19 protein-coding genes are annotated in these 22,420 nt (G+C 49.1%); 6 read left to right on the top strand and 13 right to left on the bottom strand.

From position 1 onward, the window contains the following. Positions 1–80: 80 nt before the first annotated feature. The 10 genes from groL to GU926_RS02960 all read right to left on the bottom strand — a co-directional run bounded on the left by groL (position 81) and on the right by GU926_RS02960 (position 11,598). A complete protein-coding gene (groL, locus tag GU926_RS03005) occupies positions 81–1,724 on the bottom strand; it encodes a chaperonin GroEL (protein ID WP_160688876.1) in 1,644 nt (547 codons plus the stop codon). 54 nt (positions 1,725–1,778) lie between these two features. Further along, a complete protein-coding gene (locus GU926_RS03000; RefSeq protein ID WP_066511250.1) occupies positions 1,779–2,066 on the bottom strand; it encodes a co-chaperone GroES in 288 nt (95 codons plus the stop codon). Positions 2,067–2,384: 318 nt separating this feature from the next. Continuing rightward, complete coding sequence (secG, locus tag GU926_RS02995) at positions 2,385–2,762, bottom strand: preprotein translocase subunit SecG (RefSeq protein ID WP_160688874.1); 378 nt, start codon at positions 2,760–2,762, stop codon at positions 2,385–2,387. Between the two features lies 1 nt (position 2,763). Then, positions 2,764–4,686: a tetratricopeptide repeat protein gene (locus GU926_RS02990; RefSeq protein WP_160688872.1), complete on the bottom strand. Its 1,923-nt coding sequence runs from the start codon at positions 4,684–4,686 to the stop codon at positions 2,764–2,766. A gap of 247 nt (positions 4,687–4,933) precedes the next feature. Further along, positions 4,934–5,476: an LptE family protein gene (locus GU926_RS02985; protein WP_160688870.1), complete on the bottom strand. Its 543-nt coding sequence runs from the start codon at positions 5,474–5,476 to the stop codon at positions 4,934–4,936. Next, on the bottom strand, positions 5,457–6,737 hold the full coding sequence (locus GU926_RS02980; protein WP_160688868.1) for a sigma-54 interaction domain-containing protein: 1,281 nt from the start codon (positions 6,735–6,737) through the stop codon (positions 5,457–5,459). The genes GU926_RS02985 and GU926_RS02980 overlap by 20 nt, the downstream gene beginning before the upstream one ends. A 101-nt stretch (positions 6,738–6,838) precedes the next feature. After that, positions 6,839–8,278 carry a tRNA (N6-isopentenyl adenosine(37)-C2)-methylthiotransferase MiaB gene (miaB, locus tag GU926_RS02975; protein WP_160688866.1) on the bottom strand — a complete coding sequence of 480 codons (1,440 nt, stop codon included), beginning with the start codon at positions 8,276–8,278 and terminating at the stop codon, positions 6,839–6,841. 90 nt (positions 8,279–8,368) lie between these two features. Beyond that, on the bottom strand, positions 8,369–9,673 hold the full coding sequence (locus GU926_RS02970; protein ID WP_160688864.1) for an anthranilate synthase component I family protein: 1,305 nt from the start codon (positions 9,671–9,673) through the stop codon (positions 8,369–8,371). 84 nt (positions 9,674–9,757) lie between these two features. Then, positions 9,758–10,492 carry a zinc ribbon domain-containing protein gene (locus tag GU926_RS02965; protein ID WP_160688862.1) on the bottom strand — a complete coding sequence of 245 codons (735 nt, stop codon included), beginning with the start codon at positions 10,490–10,492 and terminating at the stop codon, positions 9,758–9,760. 8 nt (positions 10,493–10,500) lie between these two features. Next, positions 10,501–11,598, bottom strand: a complete 1,098-nt coding sequence (locus tag GU926_RS02960; protein WP_160688860.1) for a Nif3-like dinuclear metal center hexameric protein — start codon at positions 11,596–11,598, stop codon at positions 10,501–10,503. A 59-nt stretch (positions 11,599–11,657) separates the two neighbouring features. On the opposite strand from GU926_RS02960, the gene lpxK reads away from it, so the two are divergent. The 3 genes from lpxK to miaE all read left to right on the top strand — a co-directional run bounded on the left by lpxK (position 11,658) and on the right by miaE (position 15,440). After that, positions 11,658–12,731: a tetraacyldisaccharide 4'-kinase gene (gene lpxK / locus GU926_RS02955; RefSeq protein ID WP_160688858.1), complete on the top strand. Its 1,074-nt coding sequence runs from the start codon at positions 11,658–11,660 to the stop codon at positions 12,729–12,731. 8 nt (positions 12,732–12,739) lie between these two features. Beyond that, on the top strand, positions 12,740–14,659 hold the full coding sequence (locus GU926_RS02950; RefSeq protein ID WP_160688856.1) for a putative porin: 1,920 nt from the start codon (positions 12,740–12,742) through the stop codon (positions 14,657–14,659). A gap of 187 nt (positions 14,660–14,846) precedes the next feature. Continuing rightward, complete coding sequence (gene miaE / locus GU926_RS02945; protein ID WP_262886150.1) at positions 14,847–15,440, top strand: tRNA-(ms[2]io[6]A)-hydroxylase; 594 nt, start codon at positions 14,847–14,849, stop codon at positions 15,438–15,440. A 189-nt stretch (positions 15,441–15,629) separates the two neighbouring features. Here miaE and GU926_RS02940 read toward each other — a convergent pair whose 3' ends face one another. After that, on the bottom strand, positions 15,630–16,904 hold the full coding sequence (locus tag GU926_RS02940; protein ID WP_394350774.1) for an asparagine synthetase B: 1,275 nt from the start codon (positions 16,902–16,904) through the stop codon (positions 15,630–15,632). Between the two features lie 118 nt (positions 16,905–17,022). On the opposite strand from GU926_RS02940, the gene GU926_RS02935 reads away from it, so the two are divergent. Both GU926_RS02935 and GU926_RS02930 read left to right on the top strand, forming a co-directional pair. Beyond that, a complete protein-coding gene (locus GU926_RS02935) occupies positions 17,023–18,255 on the top strand; it encodes an ABC transporter permease (RefSeq protein ID WP_160688854.1) in 1,233 nt (410 codons plus the stop codon). A gap of 47 nt (positions 18,256–18,302) precedes the next feature. After that, positions 18,303–18,527: a PLDc N-terminal domain-containing protein gene (locus GU926_RS02930; protein WP_160688852.1), complete on the top strand. Its 225-nt coding sequence runs from the start codon at positions 18,303–18,305 to the stop codon at positions 18,525–18,527. Between the two features lie 172 nt (positions 18,528–18,699). On the opposite strand, the gene GU926_RS02925 is transcribed toward GU926_RS02930, so the two are convergent. Next, on the bottom strand, positions 18,700–19,329 hold the full coding sequence (locus tag GU926_RS02925) for an OmpH family outer membrane protein (protein WP_232058411.1): 630 nt from the start codon (positions 19,327–19,329) through the stop codon (positions 18,700–18,702). Positions 19,330–19,492: 163 nt separating this feature from the next. Further along, entirely contained in the window at positions 19,493–21,910 is a 2,418-nt protein-coding gene (locus GU926_RS02920; RefSeq protein WP_160688850.1) for an outer membrane beta-barrel family protein, read from the bottom strand. A gap of 94 nt (positions 21,911–22,004) precedes the next feature. Here GU926_RS02920 and GU926_RS02915 point away from each other — a divergent pair, with 94 nt between their 5' ends. Further along, positions 22,005–22,148, top strand: coding sequence for a hypothetical protein (locus GU926_RS02915; protein ID WP_160688848.1), 144 nt, complete (start codon positions 22,005–22,007; stop codon positions 22,146–22,148). The last annotated feature ends 272 nt before the right edge of the window (positions 22,149–22,420 follow it).

Genomic DNA, 22,420 nt, shown 5'->3' with positions numbered 1-22,420 from the left:
TTCCTGTAAAAGAAGAAACCCCGGCCAAGTCTATGGTCGGGGTTTCTTTGTTTATTCAGCGTGTGCTGAAGGAGGGATGATTACATCATGCCACCCATGCCGCCCATACCGCCTGGCATTCCGCCACCGGCAGCCGCACCAGCCTCTTCCGGCTCATCAGCAATCACACACTCTGTAGTCAGCAACAAGGCTGCCACCGAAGCGGCGTTCTCAAGCGCAAGACGCGTTACTTTGGTTGGGTCAATGATACCGGCGGCAAACATGTTCTCAAACTTGTCGTCGCGGGCGTTGTAGCCGTAGTCTGCCTGACCAGCACGTACTTCGTTTACAATCACAGATCCTTCGCCACCAGCGTTAGAAACAATGGTTCTCAAAGGAGACTCCAGGGCCGTGCGGATGATCTGCACACCAGTCTTCTCGTCTTCGTTGCGGGTATCAACGTCGTTCAAGGCGTCAATGGCTCTGATCAAGGCAACACCACCACCGGCAACAATACCTTCTTCTACGGCCGCTCTGGTCGCGTGCAAGGCATCATCCACACGGTCTTTTTTCTCTTTCATCTCCACCTCGGTAGAGGCACCAATGTAAAGGATAGCTACACCGCCAGACAATTTAGCCAGACGCTCTTGTAGCTTCTCTCTGTCATAGTCAGAAGTGGTTTTCTCAATCTGAGATTTGATTTCGTTCACACGGCCCGTAATGGCATCTTTCTCGCCTTTACCGTTCACAATGGTCGTGTTGTCTTTGTCAATAATGATGCGCTCAGCCTGACCCAAATAGTCCAGGGTAGCATTGTCAAGCTTGTAACCACGCTCTTCAGAGATAACAGTACCACCGGTCAAGATAGCGATGTCCTCTAGCATGGCTTTTCTACGGTCACCGAAGCCTGGTGCTTTTACAGCAGCAATCTTCAACGAACCACGAAGTTTGTTTACTACCAAGGTAGCAAGGGCTTCACCGTCTACGTCTTCAGAGATGATCACCAAAGCCTTACCCGTTTGAACTACTTGCTCCAATACCGGAAGCAGTTCTTTCATGGTAGACACTTTCTTGTCATAAATCAAGATGTAGGCGTTCTCAAACTCGGCTTCCATCTTCTCTGGGTTGGTCACGAAGTAAGGAGACAGGTAACCGCGGTCAAACTGCATACCTTCTACGGTCTTTACTTCGGTCTCAGTACCTTTTGCTTCTTCTACCGTGATCACGCCGTCTTTACCCACTTTGTCCATGGCATCAGCAATCATCTGCCCGATTTCAAAGTCGTTGTTGGCGGAGATGGTACCTACCTGGGCAATCTCAGAAGAGTTTTCAATCTTCTTTGACTGCGCTTTCAGATTTTCAACTACTTTAGAAACGGCTTTGTCAATACCACGCTTCAAGTCCATTGGGTTGGCTCCAGCGGCTACGTTTTTAGAACCGGCAGTGTAGATGGCTTGGGCCAATACGGTGGCAGTAGTAGTACCGTCACCAGCCATGTCGGCGGTTTTAGAGGCTACTTCTTTCACCAGTTGTGCGCCCATGTTCTCAACGGCGTCTTTCAATTCAATTTCTTTGGCAACCGTCACACCGTCTTTAGTGATGCTAGGAGCGCCAAATTTCTTGTCGATGATGACGTTGCGGCCTTTAGGGCCCAGGGTTACTTTTACAGCGTTGGCCAACGTGTCAACGCCTTTTTTGATTTTGTTACGGGCTTCGATGTCGAAGGTAATGTTCTTAGATGCCATACTATTCTTTCAATGGTTATGGTTGATGATTTAGATACAATAGGAGGAGAGGTACTAAAGAACCGCCAAGATGTCAGACTCCTTCATGATCAGGTAGTCTGATCCGTCCAGAGAAATTTCAGTACCGGCGTATTTACCATATAAAACCTGGTCACCCGTCTTTACAGATGGTTTTTTGCCTTCACCATCTTCCTCTGAAATAGCTACTACCGTTCCTTTTTGTGGTTTTTCTTTGGCAGTGTCTGGGATGTAAAGTCCAGAAGCAGTTTTTTCTTCTGCCGGAGCTGGCTCTACAATCACTCTGTTCGCAGTTCCAGCAATTGGTTTGATGTTTAATGCCATAGGTTTGTTATGATATAAGGTTAGGTTATTTCTATGCCCGGCATCTGTGCGCCTGGGACGCAAGCCTTATTGCCATTCCTGTGCCAAATGCCATTTTCTGCCATTCTTGTCCATTTTGGCAGTGTTTGTCTGCCAAGTTTTCAAGGCTGTCCTGCCAAGTCAGTTTTACAGATAGTAGATTTGACAGAGTTCTTCTACTAAATGTGTCGTTTTTGGCGTATTTACAGGAAAACAGGCCAAAAACGGAAGGACAAAAAAAGACCCCGAGCGGTGAAGCTCGGGGTCCTATAAAGGGCTATGTTAGTATCGGTTTTGTTACTATTGCGCAGCAGAGTCTGTACCGGCACCTGGTGTGGCTACCGCTGGGGCAGGGGCTGCATTTTGCTGTGGCATGGCCGGAGCTGCTGCCGGGGCGGCGGCGCCTGCGCGCTGCTCGTTTACGCTGCGGCTTTCTACGGCGTCATTGCTGCCAGAAAGAATAAACTGTGAACTAAGGCTCAATACAATGATACCAATGGCGAAACCCCATGTTAATTTCTCCAGAAGGTCTCCTGTGCGTTTCACACCCATTAGCTGGCTGGTGCCGCCTCCGCCAAACTGGCTGGATAGTCCGCCTCCTTTGGAGTTCTGGGACAAAACCACCAATATCAACAATACGCAAAGGAAAAGAATGACGCTGATCAGAGCAATATACATGTTACAATTCGTTTCTTAATTTTTCAATCTGTTCGGCAAAGTAACTCTTTTTTTCGGGGAATTTCACAATAAGCTGCTCATAAATTTTGAGCGCTTTCTTGATTTTGCCTTGTTTAATGAAGATGAGAGCTAGATTCTCTGAAGCCAGGTTCCTTTTAATCTTAGAGCTCTTGGCTGAAAGGTCTTCCTGCGGCTCATTCTTCTGCTGCAGGTGAGCCATGCTCTTAAGCTTGGGATTAGACTTCAGGAACTGATCAATGATGTTGAGCTGCTGGTCTAATTTGGCAATTGGCTTATTTACCTTCTCCAAGGCCCCGTTGCCCTTCACGTGCTCTAGAATAAGATCTGGCTGGAAGTAGTACGGCTTCTTAGAGGTAAGCTCATCGCGTAACTGAATGGTTTCCCCCAAACGGCTGGAGTCCATCCAATAAGCGAGGCTGTTGTGGTAGAAAATGCTCAGGTACGGATCCTTTTCAGTAACCGGGTCTACCTCATGGGCAGCGGCAGGCGCCATCTGCAGCATAGGGAAGGCACTAGGCGCTACCTCCTCGGGGCCTGTTTTCTCTTCTGGCGTTCTGCCTTCTAACTCCGCTACGAATTCAATTAATTCAGGGGAGGCTGGCAACGCTTCCTCTTGGTAGGCTGCTGCTGCCGCGGCTTCCTCTTGAAGGATATTTTCCTCTGGAGAAAACTCCTCCGGCTCTGGACGCGAGGTAAGCTCAGAAATGATTTCAGCGTGCGAAAGGTTTACGCTAGGGATAGGGGCCGAAAGCGTAGAAAGGCTGTCAATCTGCATCAGGCTGAACAGTTCATCCTCCTCATAGGAAGGCTCCAAAACAGCAGCTATTGTAGGATTAGAATCTGCTATAACCTTTTCTTGGACAGCAGGAATATCTTCTCCAACTTCTGCAAAAACTAGAACTGCATCTTGTTCTGATCTTTCTTGGACCTGGTCAAATGTTTCTGGGGCTTCAGGTTCCTCTTCTTCAAAGGCAGCCTCAATAGAGCTAAATGTTTCCGCTTGGATATCTTCTGCATCTAAAGGAGAAGCAAGAGTTAATTCTTCTAACTCGTTTACATCAAAACTGGCATCTTCAGAATCATGAACCAGTTCCACTTCAATGCTTGTCTCATCCTGAGTTTCAAAGATTATTTTTTCCCTGTTTCCACTTTCTTCTGAAACAGGGATTGAGGTAGAATCACTAGAAACCTCACTGGATTCAACTTCTATTGCGTCTTGCGTGTTAAAAGAACTTTGATCCTGCTCAGTTCCGAAAGTAATATTTTCGTCTTCCGTTGAATCAAAAGACGATTCCTCTGCAGAAGCTTCTAATTCTGAACGTACAGGGTTAGAATCAGTAATGATGGCTTCCTCCACCAAATCCTCAGAAGCATCCGGCGTCTCTAGTTGTTGGTAATGGATTTCCTCTTCCGGGGATTCTTCTCCTACAACCGGCTCATCAAAGGCAATATCTTCATCTGCGTAGATAACTTCTTCTGTTTCTTCTTCAGAATCTGATAGAAGGGTGCCTGCGATGGTGTATTGGTCGTAATCCTCTTCTAAGATAAGGCCTTCTTCCTCCTGGGTAGTATCCTCCTCTTTAGAGGTATTGCCTTCAAGGGAAGGTACTGACTCGTCTACCTCCTCTAAAGAATCTGAAAGGTTATCAAGCGGAACTGGCTCTGAATAAGCTGCCTGTGGTTCTTCTATCGCTTCAAATTCTTCCTGGTGGTGCTGCGCCTCAACATCAAAGCTTTCTTCTTCAGAAAGGTTCTCCAAAGCCTCCAGGATTCCTTCTTCTGGGGCGATTTCCGGGAAGGCGCTTTTGGCCTCATTTTCAGGAATTAGCCCAAAAACGGATGGTGTTTCTTCAACTGCTACTTCTTCCTCCAGGGTGGTTTGCAGGATAGGAGGTGCGTACACAATGCGCTTCAGCAACTGCCGATTAGAGGCATGTGCGGCGGCTCTGCGCAGCTTTTGCGTGGAGAGCATGCTGCCCCGGTCATACGCAGCCTTGGCCAGCAGAATATGCGCGGTCTGGCAATACGGAAATGAAGCCACCAATTCTTCCAGGTCTTCTACTTCCTGGTCCTGAATGGGGGCCACTTGCCGTATAATATTTAAAAATGCCGCTTTATTCATGCGTATGGGTGGGTTCTGGCCTGCGAAGTTACCAGTTAGCGACGGTTTTTGTAAACACATTATAGATTAATCTATCCATGATCTGGTTGATCTGTCCTCTGTTAATCTGGTTAATGTCTTGGTTGGCAGGAAAATCAAAGAAGCTGTTAAAGCTTTGGTCAAAGCTGTTGGCTGGATTCTTTGTGTCTGTATATTTTACCTGCACGGTTATAGTCAATCTATTGGCGCCTGCCTGGTCCAGTCCGCCCTGGTTGGCCGGGGAGTCTGTACGCTGAATGGCCGCCGGACTAAAGGAATAGCCCATTATCTGGCCTTCTATCTGCAAGTCGCCGCCCTGGGGCATTACCCGCAGGTTGGTGTTGCGCTGGAAATAATCTCTAAAGTCTTCGGTCACCCACTGCTGCAAACTTGCCGGCCCCTGGCCAGACGCATTGTTGAAGTTAGTAATAGAAATGGACTTTACATCAGCGGAAATGTTAGTCCCCGAAAAAGAATAACAACCACCCAGGAACAGCGTCAAACAAATGACCACTGCCCAGGCAGAGGCCTGCTTACATGTCTTCAATATCATACTGCTTCAGTTTTCTATACAAGGTGCGTTCAGAAATGCCAAGGTCTCTGGCGGCGTATTTACGTTTGTTGTTGTGCTTTTTAAGAGCTTTCAGGATCATTTCCTTCTCTTTGTGCTCTAAAGAAAGGCTTTCTTCCTCGGTTTCGTGTGAGATGTCCTCTACTTTTTCTTCGTAGTCTTCTTCCTCCTCATTCATGGCCAGCACAAAGCCGTCGCGGCGTTCTGGGCCGCGGTAAACGGGCGCGTGCTTTTCAACGGAGCGGACCTCATCAAACAAATGACTGTTGGCCTTCAACAACTCGGCATCTTCTTGCTGGTGTGAAAGGATGTCAAACACAAGTTGTTTAAGGTCGTTCATGTCCTTGCGCATGTCAAAGAGCACCTTGTAGAGCAGGTCGCGCTCAGAAAAGTTACCGGCTCCATCTACAGAGGAACGGTCCTGCGGCAATATGGCCGGCAATTGGTTGACCTGCTCTTTGGGTAGATACTTGCGCAGGGTATCAGCAGAAATCTCGCGCTCATATTCCAGAACGGAAATCTGCTCCACAATATTCTTCAACTGCCGAATGTTGCCTGGAAAGCGGTAGCGCAGAAGTTCATGCACGGCCTCTGGCACCAGCGTGATGGGCTTTACATGGTAGCGCTCGGCAAAGTCGCTGGCAAATTTCCTGAACAGCAGGTGCGTGTCCTCGCCGCGCTCACGCAACGGCGGCACGGAGATGGGTACGGTGTTCAGGCGGTAGTACAAATCCTCTCTAAACTGCCCGCGCTCTACGGCTTGCATCAGGTTCACGTTGGTGGCCGCCACTACGCGCACATCCGTCTTTTGAACCTTAGAGGAACCCACTTTGATGAATTCGCCGTTTTCCAGCACGCGCAAAAGGCGGGCCTGGGTGCCCAGCGGCATCTCGCCAATCTCATCTAAAAAGATGGTACCGCCGTTGGTCACCTCAAAATATCCTTTTCTGGCTTCCTGCGCCCCGGTAAATGAGCCCTTCTCATGCCCGAACAACTCAGAGTCAATGGTTCCTTCTGGTATGGCCCCGCAGTTGATGGCTATGAACTGGCCGTGCTTGCGAGGGCTCAAATGATGGATGATCTTGGAGAATGACTCCTTGCCGCTGCCGCTTTCCCCGTTAATGAGCACGGTCATGTCAGTAGGGGCCACCTGCACTGCCACCTGTATGGCATGGTTGAGCAAGGCCGAGTTGCCTATGATCCCAAACCGTTGCTTTACAGACTGAATATCTAAATCACGCATGTGTTCAATTTGAAGATTTGAAAATGTGAAGATTTGGAAATGAATTGGTCAAAAGGCTGAGGAAATTCATCTTCAAATTTCCTCATCTCCAAATTTTCAAATTATACAATCGGCTCGCCAAACAGGGTACCCACGGAGCAGCCCGTGATGAGCACGTTCACGTAATCCCCTTTCTGGTAATCCATTTTAGGGATGATGACCATTCTGTTCTTGTCATCACGGCCGCTGAGCATTTCATGGGAACGCTTAGAGAAGCCTTCCAGCAATACTTTCTGGACGGTTCCTACGGTTTTCTCATTCCGGATGAGCGAATAATGGCGTTGCTTGTCAATGACCTCTTGCAGACGGCGCTTCTTCACCTCCAACGGAATGTCATCTTCCAGTTTGCGGGCAGCCAAGGTGCCGGGGCGCTCTGAGTAGAAAAACATGTAGGCGTAGTCATACTGTACGTAGTCAATCAAGGTGAGCGTGTCTTGGTGCTCTTCCTCGGTTTCTGAGCAGAAGCCAGAGATCATGTCCGTGGAGATGGCGCACTCGTCGCCCAGAATGTTTCTGATGGCGTCTACGCGGTCTATGTACCAGGCGCGGTCATAGGTGCGGTTCATCAAGTCCAGGACTCGGGAGTTTCCGCTTTGCGCCGGCAGGTGAATGTATTTGCAGATGTTGTCGTACTTTTTCATGGTGTACAGCACTTCATCTGTAATATCTTTGGGATGCGAGGTGGAGAAACGCACGCGTAAATCAGGACTGATCAAGGCCACGCGTTCCAGCAATTGCGCGAAATTCACGTGCTCAGCACCATCTTCTGAGGTCCATTTGTAAGAGTCAACGTTCTGGCCCAGCAAAGTCACTTCTTTGTACCCGTTCTTTACCAGTTCTTCGGCCTCACGCACTACAGAATGGGCATCACGGCTGCGTTCACGGCCTCGCGTGAAGGGTACCACGCAGAAAGAACACATATTGTCACAACCGCGCATGATGGACACAAAAGCGCTCACGCCGTTGCTGTTCAACCTGATGGGGTTAATGTCTGCGTAGGTCTCTTCTCTGGAGAGGAGGACGTTCACTGCTTTCTGGCCGCCATCCACTTCATTGATCAAAGCAGGCAGGTCACGGTACGCGTCAGGGCCGACTACCAGGTCTACCATTTTCTCTTCTTCCAGCAGGTTCTTCTTCAGGCGCTCGGCCATGCAACCCAACACGCCCACCATGAGGCCCGGGCGCTTACGCTTCATGTGCTGAAGTTGCAGCAGGCGGTGACGAACGGTGGTTTCTGCTTTCTCTCTAATGGAACAAGTGTTCAAAAGAACCAGATCCGCTTGCTTTACGTCTGAGGTGGTGTCAAAACCTGCTTCAAACAAGATGGAGGAAACAATCTCACTGTCAGAGAAATTCATCTGGCAGCCATAGCTCTCAATATACAGTTTGCGCGAACGACCCGTGTTGGTGTCTACGCTCACTTTGGTGTCACAGGAAGCGGCCGCCGCTTCTTCAGGGGTGCGGCTATCTATAAAATCTAAGTCCAGAATGGGTGCGTGCATAACCTATTTGTAAAAAGGCAAAGATACTGAAAACTCAGCGTTGGTGACAGAATGTCAGTTGATTTTTTATGCCAAGGGGAGGATGCCCGGTTACTTCTGCTCCAGCACTCGAGTAATGGCCGCAGCTTTCAAGAGACACTCCTGGTATTCCTGCTCAGGGTCAGAGTCATAGGTGACGGCGCTGCCCACCTCAAAAGAAAGGTACTGGCTTTGGACATTGTATTGAATGCTCCTTATGACAACGTTAAAGTCAAAATCGCCGTTGGGCAAGAAGTACCCTAGGCTACCTGAATACAACCCGCGCCTGGTCTGCTCATATTCCTCAATCAGTTCCAGAGCTTTTACTTTGGGCGCGCCCGTCATGCTCCCCATCGGGAAGGTGGCTTTAAGAATGTCCATAACAGGCACAGCAGAATCCACGTTTCCAATGATGGTGGAGATCATCTGCCAGACGTACCTGAACCCGTACAGCCCGAAAAGCTCTTCTACCTGCACGGTGCCTTTATTGCAGATCCGGTTCAGGTCGTTGCGCACCAAATCCACGATCATCATGTTCTCCGCGCGTTCCTTTTCGCTGGAGGCCAGGGCTTGCTTGTTGTCCTGGTCTAGTTCCTGGGTTACCCCGCGCTGAATGGTGCCTTTGATGGGCTGTGAAATAAGAAGGCTGCCTTCTTTCTTCAGGAACCGCTCCGGGCTGGCGCAGAGCAAAAAACTATGTTCCAGTTTCAGAAAACCGGCGAAGGGCGTAGGGGAGGCCGCGTTCAATTGCCAGAAGGTGGCCAGGGGATTAATTACTGCTTCCTGGGCATAAAACTCCTGGCAGTAGTTCACTTCATAAACGTCACCCTCAAGAATATGATTTCTTAGCTTTTCTACGGTTTGCAGGTACATTTCCTTTTGTACACGCGGCTTCGTTTTTAGGCTATTTTCTGGAAAAGAAGCCAAAAACGGAAAACTATGAATGGCCTGCGCAATTTTTAAAGGATTCTCTTTGACCGAGTGAATTGTCACTGAATCTTCCAGCCACTCTAGCCATACCTCTGGCTGGAAGAAGAACAACTCAGGAAACCCAACATGATCTGGATGCTTACTGGTTAGTTCCTCGATCTGGTTTTTGAGGTCATACGTCAAAAAGCCCATCAGCGGCACAGCGGATGATTGGTCTTTCAACTCCTGAAGGTCTTCCCACTTGGTAGCTATTCCTTCTACCAAAGAGCCGAAAGCTTTTTTCCGGATACCCAGCAGATTTTGGAAAGAGCCGTGCAGGCAGGATATCTGGTTGGGCTCATAATATGCCACCACCTCATGGTACTCATTTGCCCACGCCAGGGCCTGCTGCTTCCATTGAAGCGGGGAAACCGGCAAGTCTTGAAAGGAGAGGGAAAGGTGAGGCATGTACAGGAAGGCTTCTACTTACTAGAAACAAAAAAAAGGACGGCGATAGGCCATCCTTTTTTTGTGATGATAGGGAAGTGCCAGTTAAGCAACCACCTTTTGCTCTACATCTGCCAGCACGCGTCCGCAATGCTCGCATACAATGATTTTCTTTTTAGAGGCAATGTCAGACTGGCGCTGTGGTGGAACGGTGTTAAAGCAACCACCACAGGCGTCACGCTTCACGGCTACCACGGCAAGACCATTACGCACGTTCTTTCTGATTCTGTTGTAGGCTGTTAAAAGACGCTCTTCAATGTGCTGCTGGGCTTCTTCTTTGGCGGCGTTCAGTTTGCGCTCGTCTTCTTCGCTCTCCTGCACCATCACTTGCAACTCGGCGTTCTTGGTATCCAGGTCTTTCTGGCGCTCAGACAATTTAGACTTGGTTTCCTGAATGTCAGTGTTCTTCTGCTCAATCTGGAAGTTGGCCTCTCTTATTTTTTTCTCCTGGATCTGGATTTCCAGTTTTTGAAGTTCTACTTCTTTGGTGATGGCGTCAAACTCGCGGTTGTTGCGCACGTTCTCCTGCTGCTCCTCATACTTTTTGATGAGTTTCTCTGCGTCCTTGATAGCCTGTTTGCGGTTGGCTATGTTCTGAACCAGATCAGCGATCTCTTCATCAAACTTGCTTACGCGTACCTGGTAGCCGGCAATTTCATCCTCCAGGTCTCTCACCTCTTCAGGAAGGTCACCGCGAACACGCAGAATTTCGTCCAATTGAGAATCTAAGCTCTGAAGTCTTAGGAGTGCATCTAACTTACTTGCTACAGTACTTTCCATGTATATTATTAGCTGTGTCTGACTGGATTTGTATTGGTATAGGACAAATTGACTGCAAAATTAGAAAAAGTTTTTATTAATATATCATAGAACAACTCTTTCGTATAAACTTCGCTCTCATAATGTCCTACATCTACCAAGGCCATTTGAGTTCCCGCGTCAAAAAACTCGTGGTATTTTAAATCGGCGGTAAGAAAGACCTGGGCACCTGCTGCTTTGGCATTTTGAATCAGGAAACTGCCTGCCCCTCCGCAGACCGCCACGCGCTTAATGGGTGTTTCTGGCCAGGCCGTATGCTTAAAGGTAGTGATTTCCAAGGACTCTTTCACATGCTGTACAAAGGCCTCTGCAGTCATGGCTTCCTTCAATTCACCCACCATGCCGGCGCCTACCTCTTGGTTCTCATTCTGTAAGGCAACCAGATAATGGGCCACTTCCTCATAAGGGTGCGCCTGTAGCAGAGCCCGCATGATTTGCTGCTGCTTGTAACTAGGGAAGATGACTTCAATTTTATTCTCGATGGTTTCCTCAGTTTTGCAAGGTTCACCTATGTGCGGATTGGCATGCGCGGAAGGAGTGAAGCGCCCAGTGCCAGTAATCCTGAAGCTACAGTCTGAATACTCGCCAATCTGCCCGGCGCCTGCCGCGTGCAAGGCGTCCAGCACTTTCTCAGTGTCTTCCAAAGGCACGTAGGTTTCCAGCTTGGTTAGAAGCTGTGGCTTGGGCTGAAGTATTCTGGTGTTCTCAATGCCTAGTTTCTGGCAGAGTTTAGCGTTTACGCCATTGTGCACATGGTCCAGGTTGGTATGGCAGGCATAGATGGCAATGTTGTGCTGCAAGGCCTTGAGGAGAATGCGCTCCACTGGGGTCTTGCCGGTAAGGCTCTTCAAGGCTTTGAAAATGACCGGGTGGTGGGCCACTATAAAATTGCAACCTCGGTCCAGGGCTTCTTGCACTACTTCCTCGGTGCAGTCCAGCGTCACTAAAACACCAGTAACTTGCGCGTCTGGGTTTCCTACCTGCAGAGAGGCGTTGTCATAAGACTCCTGGTAGGCGGGCGGAGCGTAGCGCTCCATCACTTGAATCACTTCCTTGATTTGGGTCATGGGGTGCAGAAATAGCTTTGTCCGCAAAGAAAGGTAAATTTCAGTTACTTTTGCTTTGTATGGTGTCTGCGCTACGTTTTCTCCGGTTTTTGCTGTTGCCTTTTTCCTGGCTTTATGGCCTGATCATACGCGTGCGCAATTACTTATACGATGTACAGTATTTCAAGTCCTATCAAGCGCCTGTTCCGGTTATCTGCGTGGGCAACCTGACGGTGGGGGGCACGGGCAAAACGCCGCAGGTAGAGTATCTGGCCAGGCTGCTACAGGAGAAGAACATAGCCATTCTGAGCCGAGGCTACAAGCGCGCCACCAAAGGCTTTGTCTTAGGAGATGCAACCGCCAACGCGCAAACTTTGGGGGATGAACCCTTTCAATACCTTCAAAGCCTGCCCCATGCTAAGGTGGCGGTATGTGAAAAACGGGTTGATGGTATTCAAAAGTTATTGGCGCTATTTCCTGACTTAGATTTGATTCTGCTGGATGACGCCTTTCAGCATAGAGCGGTGAAAGCTTCTTTTTACCTGCTGCTCACGGACTATGGACGGCTCTTTACCAAGGACAATTTGTTGCCTGCCGGGCGATTGCGGGAACCAAGGTCTGGGGCCATGCGGGCCGATGCTGTAGTGGTTACCAAATGTCCCGGTTCTCTTACCCATCAACAACAGGAGACAATAACGCAGCAGGTTCATCTGTTCAGTAAGGCAGAAGTACCGGTCTTTTTCAGCCGAATCCGGTACGGAACTCCGGTAGGCTTCGGGAGCAGCTCCCTTTTTACCAAGCGCATTCTGCTGGTGACGGGTATTGCCAATGCGGCGCCTTTGGTAAGTTATTTACAGGAGGAAGGCTATGCAGTGCTTCGTCATTTTGAGGGGGCAGACCACGCCGAATACAGCAAGGCTCGTATAGAAGAAATCTACCGGGAATGGGAGCGTCAACCCGACCGGGAGCAGGTTCCTGTTTTCATGACGCAAAAGGACGCCGTGAAATGGCAACAGCCTGGCCTGGAGACGTATGTAACCAAAATGCCCTTGTTTTATCTGCCTATTGTGAATGAGTTTTGGCCCCATGTTCCGGCCTTTGACGACAACATGCGCCAAGCGCTGGCGAACGAGGGGTTTCATATAAATTCTTAATTTTGACCGTGACTTATAAAAAGATATGTATTGCGGCCTCCCTGCTATGGGCAAGTGCAGCTCTTAACCACGCCCAGGCCCAGATCATAGATGACTCTACCAAGGCCATTTACGGTTCTGCCACCACCAGGGTATTATATGAAGCCCAGATCTTCAAAGGCAACTATGCCTCTGCCCCCATAGATACCTCGCTCACTAACCTGCACAGCACCCGGCACTGGTATTATGACTCCACCTTACAGCAGAACCTAGGCAACGTGGGCACCGCTTCCCAGCCTCTATTCTGGCGCATGCCGCTAACCTTGGGCACCCGCCCCGGCAGAAATGCGTTTGATGTGTACGCCGTACGTCCAGACCAGATAGAATACTATGACACCAAGTCGCCGTTTACGTTTCTGCATTACCTGCAGGGTTCAAAAGGCGAACAGATTTTCAGGGCCAAACATACCCGCAACGTTAACTCCCGCTGGAACGTGGGCTTGGGGCTGGAGCGCCTGGGGGCCACCCGCCAAATTGGCAATCCTAGAAACCTGGACTTGATTGAACACTATGGCCTGCAGGCATTCACGCATTATTTCAGCAAGAATGACCGCTACCACATCATGGCTAACTATGCTCTTACTTCGCATGAGCAGATTGAGTCTGGGGGCATACAGCCAGTGGCCGGTGAAACCGAAGCAGAACTTTTTGATTACCAGAACGAACCCGTGTGGTTAACCAACGCTTTTTCCAAGGAAGACAGACACACTTTGCACGCTACGCAGTGGTACAAACTAATTAGCCCGGGTTTGCAGCTCTATCATACGCTGGACGGGTTTTCACAAGAAACGCGGTTCGCCGATGAGAACCTGCCTTACAGCGGAGATTCCAACCCCAGGATGTTGCTATTTTATCCCAGAACCATTCTAGACGCCAATAAAACGCTGGACAATACCCTGTACCGGCAATTGGAGAACACTTTTGGCGTGATGGGCAGCACTCGTTTCTTTGTGTACCGCGCCTATGTAAAAAGAAGAGACGGACAATATGAGATAACCTCGCGCAACGCCATCGGCTCAGATCCTGTTACGTACCAAGAGGGTGGTTTAACCTTAGACGTGGCAGATAATTTCATTGGCGGTGAGGCTCAATTCAAGCTCAAAAATGATATTTACGTGACCACAGACGGCGAATTGCAAATTGGCGGTGATGACTACCGCCTTACCGCCCAAGCCCGTTTCAAGTGGTTGACCCTTAGCCAGACCCGCACATCCTATTCGCCTACTTTATTGCAACGGGTCCATTACAGCAATCACTTTGAATGGTTCAACAGCTTTGAAAACACCACGGCAGACCAATCCATGGCGCAATTGGAAGCATCTGCGTTCAACAACTATCTACGGGCACAGGTCAAGTACACCATCTTAAACAACCATGTGTACTTCCAGGATTCTACCAGCAACCACCAGGCCGAACCAGCCCAAACTTCCGGCACCAATTTCCTGCTGCAAGCCAACGTGCAACACAAATTCACCTGGAAGGCCCTGGTGCTGGACAATACCGTTTACTACAACAGCATCAACGGCCCCAAGGTGATAAGAATGCCGGAGTGGTACTGGACCGGAAGACTGTATGCTCAGGGCCCCATGTTCAAGAACGCCATCACGGTCCAGGCAGGGGTGGAGGCTAATTGGCATTCAGGATATTACGCCGATGCTTACATGCCCGTGACGCAGCAGTACTACCTGCAAAACGAGTTCAAAATAACCCAATACCCCGTACTGGACCTGTTCCTGAACGCCGACATTAAAACCGTGAACCTCTTCCTGAAGCTCAGCAACCTTAACGCTGTCAGCTCCAGCTGGGAACCAGGCTATTTCACTACCCCCATTTATTCTGCCAACCCGTTCAGCTTCATCTTTGGGGTGCGTTGGAATTTCTATGATTAATTTTGATGTTAAAATCTGAAAATGAATTGATTCATTGATTTCAATGAATTAGATAAAGTCGTTTTTAGCCTGTTTTACAGAAAACAGGCCAAAAACGACTTTAGCGCAATGCTTCATTTCTCATGTAAGAAATAACATTTTTCAAATCTCCACATTTCCAAATCTTCACATCTTCAAACCAAAAAAAGTGGCCAAGAGTATTTTAAAATTGCAACTCCCAACAGATCCGCGGTGGGTGAACATCGCAGAGATGAACATTGAGGAGATTCTGGTGGACCATGCGTACTGCGAGCAGAAAGCTGCCAGTTCAGCCATTTCTTTGATTGTGAAGTACCCAGACAAAACCAAGCTGGTAGAAGAATTGACGGCACTGGTAGCCGAGGAGTGGAGCCATTTTGAGCGGGTCTTAGACGAACTTAAAAAACGCGGCTACGCCCTGGGCCGAAACCGCAATGACGAATACGTTGTGCAATTGAGCAAGCACATCCGGAAAGGCGATTTGCGTGAACGGCAACTCATGGACCACCTGTTAGTCAATGCCCTGGTAGAAGCAAGATCCTGTGAGCGGTTCAAGCTGCTTTGGAAGAACATACAGGACGAGGATCTGCAGAAGTTCTATTATGAGCTCATGGTGTCAGAGGCGGGGCATTATGTGAGCTTCGTGAAGCTGGCCAAAGAATACATGCCCAAAGAAGTAGTAGACGCCCGCCTGAAAGAACTGCTGGAAATTGAAGCCGACATCATTGCCAACCTGGAACATCGTCCAGATAGAATGCACTGATTTTTGGATGTGAAGATTTGGAGATGTGGAAGTGTGACAATTTATTCAGGCCACATTCACCTAAATTCAATTGTCATTTTTGACCTGTTTTGGAGAAATTAGGCCAAAAACGACAAAATTTCAATCGAACTTCATCTTATAATCTTCAAAATTTCTAATCTTCACATCTCCACATCGGCCGCAGGCTACTTAGGTTTTCTGCTTTTTCTTTTTGGCCGCCGGAAAGAGGATGTTGTTCAAGATAAGCCGATAGCCGGGGGAATTGGGGTGGAGGGCCAGGTCGGTGGCTTCTTCTTCTACCAGGTGTTGGTAGTCTTCGGGGTCATGGCCGCCGTAGAACGTCCAGGTGCCTTTCCCAAAGGTGCCGTGAATATAGCGGGCCTCGTCAATGGATTTGGTTTCGCCCATCACCACTACATCAGACTTAATCAGGCGCTTTTTAAATCCAGTGGTAAGGCCCATAAAGCCTTTGATGGTCTTGGCGTGGTTCTGGGTGAGCATGGTGGGAATGGGGTCCCATTTGGCGGAGTAGGTGAACAGTTGAAAATAGTCGTTGTCTTCGCGTAGCTGCCGCTCCAGTTGCCCGTTGTCAATGTTGGAAAACTCAGACTGGAACGGATCACGCACCAAGGTAAAGTCTTTGAAGGCAAAGGTGTTGTCAAAGTTGAGCTTCTGCTGCGCTTGAGGGTCTGAGGGGTCTCCGTCAAACATGACATCGGTGATGTCAACGCCCTGGGCGGCCAGGGCAATGTCATAGGTGTCCGTGGCCGAGCACATGGCAAACATAAAGCCGCCGCCTGCGGTAAAGTCTCTTATTTTCTGCACCACGGCACTCTTCAACTCAGGTACTTTCTTAAACCCGAAACGCTTGGCAATGGCCTCAGCCTCGCGCTTTTGGTCTTGGTACCAGGGAGCGTTGCGGAAAGCGGCATAAAATTTTCCCTGCTGGCCGGTAAAGTCCTCATGGTGCAAATGGAGCCAATCATAGGTGGGAAGCTTGCCTTCCAGCACTTCGGGGTCAAAGACAATGTCATACGGGATTTCAGCGTAGGTGAGCACCAGGGTCACGGCATCGTCCCAAGGTTGTTTGGATTTGGGCGAGTACACTGCAATCTTAGGAGCCTTCTCTAGTTTCATGACGTCCATGTTAGACTCGGGCGCGGCAATCTCCGTGAGTATCTGCGTGTACTGCGCGTCTGAAATGGTCTGGTAGCTTACCCCCCGTACCACTAGCTCGTTTTCTAACTGCGGAGCCTGCTTGAAGGCAAATGCGCCGCCCTTGTAATTGAGCAGCCAATCCACTTCTGCCTGCCGTTGCAAGGCCCAGTAGGCAATGCCGTAGGCCTTTAGGTGGTTCTTCTGCGTCTGGTCCATGGGCAGCAACAGGTAAGAGGCCCAACCCGCCTGCGCCGATAGACACCAGGCCAAAACGAGCAATAGGAGGCGCCGCAACATCTTGATCATGAATTAGTTTTAAACAAATTTAAGAAAAACAGGCCGTATTCTGGAAAACTAGTACTTTTATAAGTAAGAAAACCATTGGTTATACGACCAATACACCAAAGCACACCCATCCCAACCTATGAATCTGTTAGAAAACGCGAAAGAGGGTTTCCGGTCCATTCAGGGCAACATGCTCAGGACGGTTTTAACCGCTTTAATTGTGTCCATTGGCATTATGTCTTTGGTAGGAATTCTAACGGCCATTGAGGGCATTAAGTATTCGGTGAGCAACACCTTTGCCAATCTGGGCGCCAACTCCTTTGACATTGAGCAAAAAGAGGAAAACAACCGCCAGGGCGGCCGCCAAAGCAAAACCTACCCACCCATCACCGAGTTTCAGGCCAAGCAGTACCAGAACCTGATGCAGGACAAAGCGCGCGTAAGCCTTTCTACCAACGTGAGTTGGAACGCAGTGGTGAAGGCCGGCAATATCAAGACCAACCCCAATATGACCATCATTGGCGGCGATGAGAACTACATGGTCAATGAAAACTATGATTTAGAGCGGGGCAGGCCCTTCTCCAACATAGAACTGGAAGGCGGAGCTCCAGTTGCGGTTATTGGCCAGGAAATTGCCGAAAAGCTCTTCCCGAAACAAAACCCGATTGGCAAAAGCCTTTTGGCCATGGGCCGCCGGTTTAAAGTGGTGGGCCAGATTAAGAGCGAAGGCAGCGGCATGGGCGGCGGCGGCAGCAACCGGCTCATCATCATTCCGCTGGAGGCCGCCACTCAAATCCCTACGCAAACACCTCTTACGTTTCAGATAAAATCAGCCATTCTGGGCAGCACCAGCCTGGCCTACGCCATTGAAGAAGCCACAGGCATTATGCGCAAGGTGCGCCAAGACAAGTTGGGTCAGGAAGATTCGTTTGAAATCTCGCGGAGTGATTCTGCGGCTCAGACCTTAGACAAGATTACCGGATATCTGCGCACGGGTGGTTTCCTGATTGGCTTTATAACCTTGTTGGGCGCGTCCATCGGGCTTATGAACATCATGATGGTGAGCGTAACGGAGCGTACCCGTGAGATTGGCGTTAGGAAAGCGCTGGGAGCCACCATTCAGCAAATAAGAAGGCAGTTTTTGATTGAGGCCATTGTCATCTGTCTGTTAGGCGGCGTGGCAGGCATCATCTTGGGCGTGCTCATGGGCAACGGTATTTCTATGCTCATAGGGCAGGGCGAGTTCTTTGTGCCTTGGCTGTGGATGATGGTGGGCATGGCCATCTGCGTGTCCGTTGGCCTAGTCTCTGGCTATTACCCGGCCTACAAAGCCTCAAAACTAGATCCCATAGAATCCCTGCGGTACGAATAATCAATATTTAAAACATCTTATTATATATCACATAAAATTAAAGTAACATGGAATTATTATTTATAGGCAGTATTGGAGGAGGTGAACTTCTTATTTTAGTTTTGTTGCCCGCCATATTATGGATTTGGGCCTTGGTGGATGTACTTAAAAGCGATTTTAAAACCGATTTTGAGAAGATCATCTGGCTACTTCTCGTCATCTTCTTACCATTTCTGGGCTGGATTCTCTACGTATTCATCGGGCGCAGTCAGCGCATCAAGCGCAGTTACTAATCTTGCGGGTCGTTTTTGGCCTGTTTTCAGGAAATTAAGCTAAAAACTGAATGACCCGTACTTCAGGCTCCTTGAAACTGGTCTTAAGTTCCTCATTCAATAGAATATGACACGCATAAAAAAAGCCTCACCGTTTCCGGCGAGGCTTTTTTTTATATCGGACTTATTAAGACTATTTTTTGGAAGTAGCTGATTTGTATTCGGCGTTGAGGCCGTCCAATACTTCCTGCGTGATGTCAAGGGACTCATCGCCGTATAAGATGGCGCTGTTGCCACGGGTGTAAGAAAGTACCAGTTTGTAGCCTTTCTCTTCTCTAAGTTTCTTCAGGTAGGCCTCTACTTTGTCGTAAATTTTCTTCATCTCCTCGTTTTCTTCCTTGGCCAGCTGGTTGCTCGCGTTTTGGTTCTGGGCGGCCAGTTGTTGTTCTTTCTGGGCCAGGCGTTGCTCGGTGGCGGCGCGTTGCTCATTGGTCATGCCCTGACCGGCTTGCTGGTACTGGCCCACTTCTTTCTGGAAAGAAGAAGCTTTGCCACGCAATTCCTGCTCCAGACGCTGCGACTTAGACTTCAGGCGGGCCTGAGCGTCTTTGAAGTGCTGGTAGTTCTTCAGGAGAGAATCTGCGTTGATGTACACAATCTCAGGGACATCAACGGTGGTAGCGGTAGTGGCTGCGGTGGTACCCGTGGTTTCTGATTTGTCTGCGGCGGTAGTGGTAGTAGTGGCCGGGGCAGATTCATTTTTGCAAGACGCCAACAACAGAGCGGCGGCGGCAACGGTCAAGAGGTTTTTAGTAAGGTTCACTTGGTAAATAGTTAATAAAGGTGGTGTTACAATTAAAACCACAAACTAAACGGCCCCTTTGGTTGCAACGGAGACGGCTTAGTCTGTGGTTTTATGATTCCGTTTTTGTGCTTTTTTCGTGAAAATAGGCAAAAAACGGAGGATGCCTCTAAAAAGTGGAAAATTAATTGCCGCCGGCGCGGTTCAATTCGTCCAGGTTGGTGTTACGGCGCTTCATCTCAAACTTCTCCCCCTTGTTGAAACGGTAGCGCAGGTTCAGGCGAACGCTTTGGTTGTAGTGGTACATGTCAATGGTGTTGGTATTGCCCTGCACGTCTGAGTAGCCTTGCATTTTGCGGGTTCTAAAAATGTCGGTCACGTTTAGGGTTACGTCCAGTTGGTCTTTCAGGAATGAGCGTTTAATGCCCATGTCTACAAACCAGCTAGGTTCTGTCTTGTACACGTTGAACACGCCGGCTCCCTGGTAGCCGCCCGTCACTTCCAGCTTAAAGTTGTTTGGCAGCAGGATGTTGGAGTTGCTTTGTGCCATGAACATGAGGCTGCTATTCTTGATGTTCTCTTCTTTGATGAATGTGTTGTACTCTTGGTAGGCCAAGGTGGCGTTGTTGTTGATGGACCATTTCTGGTTCACGGTAATGGGCAGGACCATGGTGGCGTTCATGGTTTTGCTCTCCACGTTGCGTTGCATAAAGATCAATTTGTTCTCAGCGGGGATGGGCTCTGGTACTTCAGAAATATCATCTTTGGTATGCGCATAGCCCAGAATCAGATTATAGGTTTTCCGGAAGGTCTGCGTCACCTGCACCGAGTTGGTGTATTCTGGCTTCAACAGCGGATTCCCCTTGGCGTAGGTGTTGTTGTCAATGTAGAACACAAACGGGTTGAGGTTCTCATAGCGGGGACGGTTAATGCGGCGGCTGTAGTTGTAGCTGATCTGGTAGTTGTCAGAAACGCGCTGCTGCAGGAAGACGCTAGGGAAGAAATCCAGGTAGCTTCTGGGCGTCACCAGGGCGTAGGGCAGAGAATGTCCTTTGGAATCTGTGTATTCAGCACGCAGACCGGTTTGCAAAGTCCATTTAGTGCCCAAGCTTCTGCTGAAGTTTATGTACCCGGCGTAGATGTGCTCATCATAGATGAAATGGTCGGTGCGGCCTGGGTCCAAGGTGCGGGTGTCGCCTTCCACCTGGTAAAAGTCGATCTTGTTGTCTGACTGAACGTAGCTGGCTTTGGCTCCTAGTTCCAACTTGCCTTTGATGCTGGCCAACGGACGGGTGAAGTCTACCTTAGCGGAATAAATCTGGTAGGAGGTAGGATTGTCATTCTCCAGGCGTTCCTGACCGGTAGGCAGGGTGCTGCCATTGGCAAATGCCTGGTTCAGGAAATCACCGGCGCTTTTGTCTTTGATGCGTACCAGGTCCAAGTCAGCGGAAAGGGTGGTGCCCACAGAATCCAGCTTGCCCAGGTAGTGTGCGTTGCCGCTCAGGTTGGTGAACCGGCTGTTGTCATGCGTAGTGGTCGTGCTCAAATCCTTCCCGAAGTTGGTGTGGGTATTCACGCCAGTGTTGGTCTTGTTCTGGGATAGGTTGAGGGTACCACCAATGCTGTGTTGCTTAGTCATGTCATAATCAGTTCCTACCCGAAGCGATTGGGAAAACTGGGCGCCATTTTCACCCCCGTCCATGATTAGCCGCGTATCTTCTCCTTCTTGTTTGAATATCCGGTCCATGGTGAAGGTGCGTTTTTTAGGCCGGTTGGTTACGTCTGCCGTGGCAAACGAACTCCATTTTCCCTGCTTTAAATTTACGTTTGCTCCACCGTTGGCGCCGTGCTTGGTGTTGTACTGGTAGCCGCCGTACACGTTGCCGTTCAGGCCGGTCATGGTGTTTTTCTTAAGGTTCAGGTTAATAAGGCCAGAGGTGCCTTCGGCGTCAAACTTAGCCGATGGGTTGGCAATAATTTCCAGGTTCTTAAGGTTCTCTGCGGGCATGCCCTGCAACATGGTTTGCAACTGCTTTCCATTCAGGTATGTGAGCTTGCCGTCAATCATGACCTGTACACCGGCCTTGCCGTTTAATTGAATGTTACCATCCTGGTCAATCCAAACGCCCGGGCTTTTTGACAGTACGTCATAGGCGGTGTTGCCGGCGGCCATGGCAGTGTTCTCCACGCTCACCACCATCTTGTCGGCTTGCACGTCTACCGTAGGTCTCAGGCGCTGTACCACCACTTCCTTAAGGGCTTTGGCGTCTTGCTGTAACATGATTTTTCCAAAGTCTTTGGTGAATGCAACATTTGTTACTTCAAACGAAGGCAAGTCTTTGTTGGCAAACCCAATGGCGCTTACTCTGATGATATACTGGCCGGGAGCGGGGACCTTCAGTTTAAAATCACCCGTTACTTCAACGGCGGCTCCCGTGACCAGAGTGGCACCTGCAGCTTTGAGCAAGGTGATGGTGCCGTAGCTCATGGCTTCGCCTTTATGATCTACCACCTGACCAGATAAAAACCCGGTTGACTGTGCCTGGGCGTGGGTTGCCACCAGCAGTAATAAGCAAAAGGAAAGGAGTAATAGCTTTTTCATAGCATGAAGGGATTTATATATATTAATGTGTAAGGTACTTGGCAATACAAGGTACATGGATAAAAAAAAAGCCTATCGGCAGAGTAATTCAACCGTGGCAATAGATCCCCAGCACAATGCCGCCGAAGAGGCCAGCAGCAAAGAGGAAAGCAACACGGTTTTAGTAGTGGAGAGCGCTTCGTGTACCCGGTGGGCAGAAGATTTCGGGAAGCTGGATTTCTTTTTCATAGCTGGGTAGGTAACAGGTTAATCTCTTTTGATGAAGCAAAGTTATTATAAGGTACTATGTAACGCAAGGTACTGTTGCAAATAATTTAAATTATTTTTCTGAATGCCCTTTTAGGCCGAGCAGATGGCTTTTTTTTAAGTAAAATAATCTTATATGTGGTAAGTAAAGGATTGGTTATAAGTGGGTTTTGCAGGATTTACTCAAAAGGAATAATCATCGAAAGGAAAGGGTATTTATTTTAGACTTCACCCACCAGGCATCTCAAAAGGTAATGCCTGGTG

The organism is Nibribacter ruber, from assembly GCF_009913235.1.
GTDB classification, from domain to species: domain Bacteria; phylum Bacteroidota; class Bacteroidia; order Cytophagales; family Hymenobacteraceae; genus Nibribacter; species Nibribacter ruber.
The sequence above is the reverse complement of the archived record's forward strand: the minus strand, read 5'-3'. Positions and strand labels throughout refer to the sequence as shown.

Bases quoted from the DNA above. Each gene is read 5' to 3' on its own strand.
- groL (WP_160688876.1), bottom strand. From the start codon at position 1,724: ATGGCATCTAAGAACATTACCTTCGACATCGAAGCCCGTAACAAAATC.
- GU926_RS03000 (WP_066511250.1), bottom strand. From the start codon at position 2,066: ATGGCATTAAACATCAAACCAATTGCTGGAACTGCGAACAGAGTGATT.
- secG (WP_160688874.1), bottom strand. From the start codon at position 2,762: ATGTATATTGCTCTGATCAGCGTCATTCTTTTCCTTTGCGTATTGTTG.
- GU926_RS02985 (WP_160688870.1), bottom strand. From the start codon at position 5,476: ATGATATTGAAGACATGTAAGCAGGCCTCTGCCTGGGCAGTGGTCATT.
- GU926_RS02980 (WP_160688868.1), bottom strand. From the start codon at position 6,737: ATGCGTGATTTAGATATTCAGTCTGTAAAGCAACGGTTTGGGATCATA.
- miaB (WP_160688866.1), bottom strand. From the start codon at position 8,278: ATGCACGCACCCATTCTGGACTTAGATTTTATAGATAGCCGCACCCCT.
- GU926_RS02970 (WP_160688864.1), bottom strand. From the start codon at position 9,673: ATGCCTCACCTTTCCCTCTCCTTTCAAGACTTGCCGGTTTCCCCGCTT.
- GU926_RS02965 (WP_160688862.1), bottom strand. From the start codon at position 10,492: ATGGAAAGTACTGTAGCAAGTAAGTTAGATGCACTCCTAAGACTTCAG.
- GU926_RS02960 (WP_160688860.1), bottom strand. From the start codon at position 11,598: ATGACCCAAATCAAGGAAGTGATTCAAGTGATGGAGCGCTACGCTCCG.
- lpxK (WP_160688858.1), top strand. From the start codon at position 11,658: ATGGTGTCTGCGCTACGTTTTCTCCGGTTTTTGCTGTTGCCTTTTTCC.
- GU926_RS02940 (WP_394350774.1), bottom strand. From the start codon at position 16,904: ATGATCAAGATGTTGCGGCGCCTCCTATTGCTCGTTTTGGCCTGGTGT.
- GU926_RS02935 (WP_160688854.1), top strand. From the start codon at position 17,023: ATGAATCTGTTAGAAAACGCGAAAGAGGGTTTCCGGTCCATTCAGGGC.
- GU926_RS02930 (WP_160688852.1), top strand. From the start codon at position 18,303: ATGGAATTATTATTTATAGGCAGTATTGGAGGAGGTGAACTTCTTATT.
- GU926_RS02920 (WP_160688850.1), bottom strand. From the start codon at position 21,910: ATGAAAAAGCTATTACTCCTTTCCTTTTGCTTATTACTGCTGGTGGCA.